Annotated in this window: 4 protein-coding genes; all 4 read right to left on the bottom strand. The window is 36.6% G+C overall.

The annotated features are described in order from the left end of the window. Positions 1-465: 465 nt before the first annotated feature. The 4 genes from lysS to ftsH all read right to left on the bottom strand — a co-directional run bounded on the left by lysS (position 466) and on the right by ftsH (position 6127). The gene (gene lysS, locus C7P63_RS10220) at positions 466-1977 is read right to left on the bottom strand and encodes a lysine--tRNA ligase (RefSeq protein WP_125944058.1); all 1512 of its coding nucleotides are present in this window, start codon (positions 1975-1977) and stop codon (positions 466-468) included. A gap of 82 nt (positions 1978-2059) precedes the next feature. Continuing rightward, positions 2060-3052: a tRNA dihydrouridine synthase DusB gene (dusB, locus tag C7P63_RS10215; protein WP_125944057.1), complete on the bottom strand. Its 993-nt coding sequence runs from the start codon at positions 3050-3052 to the stop codon at positions 2060-2062. 9 nt (positions 3053-3061) lie between these two features. After that, positions 3062-3964: an Hsp33 family molecular chaperone HslO gene (gene hslO, locus C7P63_RS10210; protein WP_125944056.1), complete on the bottom strand. Its 903-nt coding sequence runs from the start codon at positions 3962-3964 to the stop codon at positions 3062-3064. A 105-nt stretch (positions 3965-4069) separates the two neighbouring features. Then, on the bottom strand, positions 4070-6127 hold the full coding sequence (ftsH, locus tag C7P63_RS10205) for an ATP-dependent zinc metalloprotease FtsH (protein WP_125944055.1): 2058 nt from the start codon (positions 6125-6127) through the stop codon (positions 4070-4072). Positions 6128-6178: the final 51 nt, after the last annotated feature.

Below are 6178 nucleotides of genomic sequence, written 5' to 3'. Positions count from 1 at the left end.
TTGCTAGCGAATTGACTTCACTATAATAATATAAGTTTGTTTTTACATCTTGTAAAAACGCCCTACACATTTGGTTCGTCTTATTCTTTGTTCAGTTTTCAAAGATCTATTTGTTTCGTCGTCTTTTTCAACAACTACTTAATCATATCAGAAGCAGTTGACTTTGTCAACAACTTTTTTTGACAAATTTAAGTTTTAAATTCAAAACTTAAATCGCAACAACTTTTAAAGTTTAACATGTTTAATTTAAAATGTCAACAACTTTTTTTAAAAGTTTATTTTCAAATAAATTAAATTGTTATGATGTCTTAGCGACATGTAATAATATATCAAGATTTCAAAACAATTGCAAGTACTTTTTCTGTTTTTTTTCAATCTTTTTTTAGTCTTCTTTTCATAAAGATAAAAAGTACCAACCAGACTAAATAGCTGATCAGTACTTTCCAGGATATTCTTAGTTATTCACTAACGCATAGTTGGGAATAATAGAACATCTCTAATTGATGTAGAATTTGTTAACAACATGACTAATCTATCGATACCAATACCTAGTCCGCCAGTTGGAGGCATACCGTATTCTAATGCTTCAATAAAGTCTTCATCAATACCATGAGCTTCATCATTTCCTAATTCACGCTCACGAGCTTGTGCCTCAAAACGTTCTCTTTGATCAATTGGATCATTTAATTCAGTAAAAGCATTGCCATATTCTTTTCCAACAATAAATACTTCGAAACGATCAGTAAATCTTGGATCTTCAGTATTTTTCTTAGCTAATGGAGAAATTGAAACTGGGTGTCCGTAAACAAATGTAGGTTGAATCAATGTTTCTTCTACAAATTCTTCGAAGAATTCATTAATGACATGTCCATAATCCATATGATCTTCTACATGAATGTTATGTTCTTTTGCGATGGCTCTTGCTTCTTCATCTGTCATTTCACGCCAGAAATCTACACCTGTTTGCTCTTTAATGGCATCTACCATATGAATTCTTTTCCAAGGTCCATTTAAATTAATCGCTTTATCACCATATTGGATGTCTAGTTTACCTAAAACATTCTGAGCGACACTGGTAATGATTCCTTCAGTTAGATCCATTACATCACGGTAGTCCGCATAGGCAGTATAAACTTCCAACATAGTAAATTCAGGGTTATGGGTAGTGTCAATTCCTTCGTTACGGAAAACACGGCCAATTTCATATACTTTTTCCATGCCGCCCACAATTAATCGTTTTAAATGAAGCTCTAAAGCAATTCGTAAATAAAGCTCCATATCTAACGCATTATGATGAGTAACGAAAGGACGTGCTGCAGCTCCACCAGCCATATTGTGTAGTGTTGGTGTTTCTACTTCTAAATAGCCATGTTCGTTTAAATAGTTACGGATTTCTTTAATAATTCGGCTACGTAGGATAAACGTATCAAAACTATCTTTATTACTAATTAAATCTAGATAGCGTTGACGGTATCTTTGTTCTACATTTGTTAATCCGTGATATTTGTCAGGAAGGGGACGTAATGCTTTAGATAGAAAAGTTAACTCAGTTGGCTTAATAGATAACTCACCAGTATTAGTTTTCATTAACTCACCAGTTACGCCAATAAAATCACCTAAATCAGCTTGTTTAAAAATCTCATAAGCTTCTTCGCCTACTGTATCTTTTCTAACATAAATTTGAATTTGGCCTTCTCTATCTTGTAAATGGGCAAATCCAACTTTTCCTTTACCACGTTTAGTCATAATACGACCTGCAACAGTTGCTACGATATTTTTTTCGCTAATTTCTTCTTTAGTTAACTGTTCATAGGCCTGATGTAATTCTTTGGAATTGTGGCTACGATCAAAGCGAGCACCAAATGGATCAATGCCTGCTTCTCTTAAAGCACTCATCTTTTCACGACGAACAATCAGTTGGTCGTTCATCTCTTGTTGATTATTTTGTTGTTCCGTCAATTTTCTTCCTCCGTCCATATTACTTTCTTTATCTATAATGCCACACCAATCAAAAAAAAGGCAAGAGAAATTCTTGCCTTTCCTTGTTTCTTATCAATATTTAAGGTGTAATTCCTTGAAATTCTAGTTTTTTAACGAATTCATCCAAAAGCGTAACGATTTCATCTTGAGTCGTTGCTTGGTTAATCGCTAGTTTAACCTTTGCTGCCCGAGGAACTCCCTTTAAATAATAAGCAGCATGTTGGCGAAATTCTAAAGAAGCTAATTTTTCACCTTTTAAATCAATCAAACGTTGTAAATGAAGTTTTGCCGTTTCCATTTTTTCTCTTGGAGTAGGTTCTTCTAACAATTCACCCGTTGCTAAGTAATGTTGAGTTTGGTAAATCATCCAAGGATTACCTAAAGCAGCTCTACCGATCATCACGCCGTTACAGCCAACTTCTTCTAGCATCCGTTTAGCATCTTCCGGTGTTCTAACGTCACCATTTCCCATAAAAGGAATAGTTAAAGCTTCATTTACCTGTCTTAGCACATCCCAATTAGCCTGACCTTCATACATCTGTACTCGAGTTCTGCCGTGCATGGCAATCGCACTTGCTCCAGCCGCTTCTGCTGCCAAGGCATTTTCGACTGCATAGACATGCTCCTGATCCCAACCAATTCTCATCTTCACCGTTACTGGTATCTTAACAGAAGAAGCCACCGCTTGAACCATCTCATAAACTTTATTCGGATCTAACAACCATTTAGCTCCAGCTTCTGCTTTAATCACTTTATTCACAGGACAGCCCATATTAATATCAATGATATCAGCTGCCGTATTAGCTTCTACAAATTGGGCTGCTTCTACTAATGTATCTTTTTGCCCACCAAATACTTGGATACTGATAGGATGTTCAACTTCTTCAATATGTAACATGTTTAGTGTTTTTTTGTTTTTAAAATGAATTCCTTTATCGCTGATCATTTCACACACAACTAGCCCAGCTCCAAACTCTTTCACCGTTACCCGAAAAGCTGCATTACTTATTCCTGCCATAGGAGCTACTACTACTTGATTTGGAATTTCAACTTGGCCTATCTTCCACATCATCAGAGCCTCCTAGTTGTCTTCATTTGTACTTTGTGCGTTGATTTCTTCAATTACCTCTAGTAAATCAGCTTCTGTGTATTGATATTTGTTATTACAAAAATGACAAACAGCTTCTGCACCCTGGTCTTCATCAATCATCTCTTGAATATCTGAAACGCCTAATGAAATCAAAGCATCAGAGAATTTCTCTTTTGAGCAATCACAATAAAACTCTACTGGCATTTTATCTAGAATAGTCACATTTTCTTTACCTAGTAATCGGTATAAAATTTCTTCTGGTGTTTCTCCTTGTTCAATTAAACCTGAAACAAGTGGAATTTCTTTTAATCTTGTTTCAATTTCAGTAATAGTTTCATCTGTAGCATCTGGCATAACTTGAATCATAAACCCACCTGAAGCTAAAATAGATTCATCTGGATCAACTAATACACTTAAACCAACAGCTGAAGGAACCTGTTCTGAGTTAGCTAAATAATAAGTAAAATCTTCTCCTAACTCTCCTGAAATCAAGGGAACTTGGCCTGAAAAAGGCTCTTTTAAACCTAAATCTTTGATGACTGTTAGAAATCCTTCTGTTCCGACAGCTCCTCTCACATCTATCTTTCCCTTTGAATTAAGAGGTAAGCTAACATGAGGATTTTGAATATAGCCTTTCACATGTCCTTTGCCATCTGCATCTACAACAATTGCTCCGGCTGGTCCATTTCCTTGGACTTTCACAGTTAATTTATCATCTCCCTTAACTGTTGCACCTAGCATCAAAGAAGCTACCATAGTTCTACCTAAAGCTGCTGAAGAAGCGCTCCAAGAATCATGACGTTTCTGAGCTTCAGCCACTGTTTCCGTTGCATTAACTGCTACTGCACGAATTTGTCCATCAAAGCTTAATCCGCGAATTAAATAATCTTTCATTTTTTCACCCTCTATTTTTCCATACAAAAATGGGTTGCAGTCGCAACCCATTTTGCTTTTTTATGATTATACATCTTTCAACACATTTGTCACAAGAATTTTGTTTTAATCTTCTTGGTTGTCTTGACTTTCAGCTGCATGTTCCTGATCATCAGACTCATGTGCTTTTTCTTCATATTTTTGTGCTTCTTTTGCTTCTAAAGCTTGTTTTGCCTCTTCAAAAGTGCCAGCACGTTCACTTGGGAATTGATTAGCTAACACATCTTCTGGCATAACCCCTTTTTCAAAAAGAGATTTAATGCTACGAGCATCTAACGTTTCAAACTCTAATAGTTTTTCAGCAATTAATTTATGTTGTTCGCTATATTCTTCAATGATTTCACGAGCTGTTCTATGTGCTTCATTTAGAAGGTTACGAACTTCTTGGTCAATCTCAAAAGCAATTTGCTCAGAATAAGCTTTAGTTTGACCGTAATCTCGGCCAATAAAGACTTGATGATTTCCTTCGTATTGAACAGGTCCTAATTTTTCACTCATTCCATACTCCGTTACCATACTACGAGCCATTTGTGTTGCTTGCTCAAAGTCATTGCTTGCCCCTGTTGTTTGGACATCGAAAATAACTTCTTCAGCTGTACGTCCACCTAACATGCCGACGATTTGTTGGAACATTTCGTCTCGTGTCATTAATTGACGATCTTCTTTAGGCAAAGCAATCATATAGCCCCCTGCCCGTCCCCTAGGAACAATAGTTACTTTATGAACCACTCTAGCACCACTTAAAACTAAACCACAAATAGTATGTCCAGCTTCGTGATAAGCCACAAGTTCTCGTTCTTTTTTACTAATAACTCGGTCTTTCTTAGCAGGTCCTGCAATAACTCGGTCTTGAGCTTCATCTATATCAGAAGCATCAATTTGTTTTTTATTCCGACGAGCAGCTACTAAAGCCGCTTCGTTTAAGACGTTTTCTAAATCAGCACCAGCAAATCCTGGTGTTTGTTGCGCTACTACTTTTAAGTCAACATCACTTGCTAATGGTTTGTTTTTCGCATGAACTTTTAGAATAGCTTCACGACCCTTAACATCTGGTCGGCCAACTAAAATTTGACGGTCAAAACGACCTGGACGAAGTAACGCTGGGTCTAATACGTCAGAACGGTTGGTTGCAGCAACAACAATAACTCCTTCATTTCCGTCAAACCCATCCATCTCAACAAGTAATTGGTTAAGAGTTTGTTCACGTTCATCGTGACCTCCACCCATTCCAGCACCACGCTGACGACCAACTGCATCAATTTCATCGATAAAGATGATAGATGGAGCATTTTTCTTCGCATTTTCAAATAAATCACGAACACGGCTTGCCCCTACCCCTACAAACATTTCAACAAAATCTGAACCAGAAATAGAGTAGAAAGGTACACCTGCTTCACCAGCAACAGCTTTAGCTAACAATGTTTTACCTGTTCCTGGAGGTCCTTCTAGTAGAACACCAGCTGGAATTCTTGCTCCAAGTTCTACGAAACGACGAGGATCTTTTAAAAATTCAACAACTTCTACTAATTCTTGTTTCTCTTCTTCCGCTCCTGCAACATCAGAAAATCTCACTTTATTCGCTTTTTTATCTGCTTCTTTAGCTTTAGATTTTCCAAAGTTCATAACTCCTCGGCCGCCGCCACCTTGTTGGCCTTGACCCATCATCATATAAAAGAAGAAAATCATAATGATAATTGGCAGTAACATACTAATTAATGTTACCCACAGTCCACTATTAGACTGCTCTTTAATATGCACTTTCGTATTGGAAGCCTCAGCATTTTTATTAATTTCTGCTAAGGTAGTGTCATTTGGTAAAACAATCGTTGTAAAGGCATCATTTTCAACATCTGAATTACCAAATACTGATAAACCTTTATCCTCTGATTTTTGTTTATTACGGTATGTCCCTTCAATGCGGTAAGCTCCATTGGCAGGTTTAATCGTCATTTCCTTGACTTTTTCATCCTTTAACTGTTCAGAAAATGTTGAATAGTTCACATCCGCTCCCATTCCACTACTTCCTGGACCATTAAATAAGAAGTAAACTACCATGGCCATGGCAACAACTACTAGGACATAATATAAAGGATTTTTATTTCCTTTATTCTTATTTTTATTCATATAGGGCCCTCCCTCTCATTTACTATATTATAATCTTCACTCACTTTTAAG

It is taken from the genome of Vagococcus humatus, from assembly GCF_003950325.1.
Lineage (GTDB): Bacteria > Bacillota > Bacilli > Lactobacillales > Vagococcaceae > Vagococcus_C > Vagococcus_C humatus.
This window is presented reverse-complemented; position numbering and strand designations above follow the sequence as displayed.